Below are 670 nucleotides of genomic sequence, written 5' to 3' on the forward strand. Positions count from 1 at the left end.
GGCGCCCGCGGTCTGTTCCTTCAGCGCCGCGATCAGACCGGGACGGTCGAACTTGGCGACATAGTCGTGGAAGCCGGCCTGACGGCCGCGCTCGATCGCCGCCGGCGACACCAGCGCCGACAGACCGATGATCGGCATCGAGCCCAGATTGTTGTCGGAGCGGATCACTTCGGCGAACTCGAACCCGTTCATGTCGGGCATCTCGATGTCGGTCAGCACCACGTCGAAGCTCTGGGCGCGCAGCGCGGCCAGGCCCTCCTGCGCGGTCGGCGCGGTGCGGACGCGGTAGCCGGCCGCCTTCAGCACCGGCGCCAGCATGTTGCGGAAGAACGCCGAGTCGTCGACCAGCAGCACCGACTGCGAGTGCATCGACGGCTTCATCTCCTTGCGGGTGAACCAGTCGGCGAACGCCATCGGCAGGAAGTGGCCGACGTCGATCACCTCGGTGGCCTGGCCCTTGATCACGGCCGAGCCCAGAATGCCCTGGCTGGAGCCGCCGACCTCGATGTTGAGCCGTTCCTCGACGATGTCGATGATCTCGTCGACGACGAGGCCCATGGAGCGGCCGTCGTCGGCGAACACCAGGATCGGCTGGGCGCCCTGGCTCGCAACGGTGACGCCCTCCATGGCAACCAGCGGCATCAGCTGCTCGCGGTACTGCACCATGTAG

At 67.5% G+C, this 670-nt stretch carries 1 protein-coding gene; it reads right to left on the bottom strand.

The window, feature by feature from the left end:
* On the bottom strand, positions 1-670 hold a 670-nt coding region (locus XI08_RS09875; RefSeq protein ID WP_271574268.1), incomplete at both ends, for a response regulator.

The organism is Bradyrhizobium sp. CCBAU 11361 (assembly GCF_028128935.1).
GTDB classification, from domain to species: domain Bacteria; phylum Pseudomonadota; class Alphaproteobacteria; order Rhizobiales; family Xanthobacteraceae; genus Bradyrhizobium; species Bradyrhizobium niftali.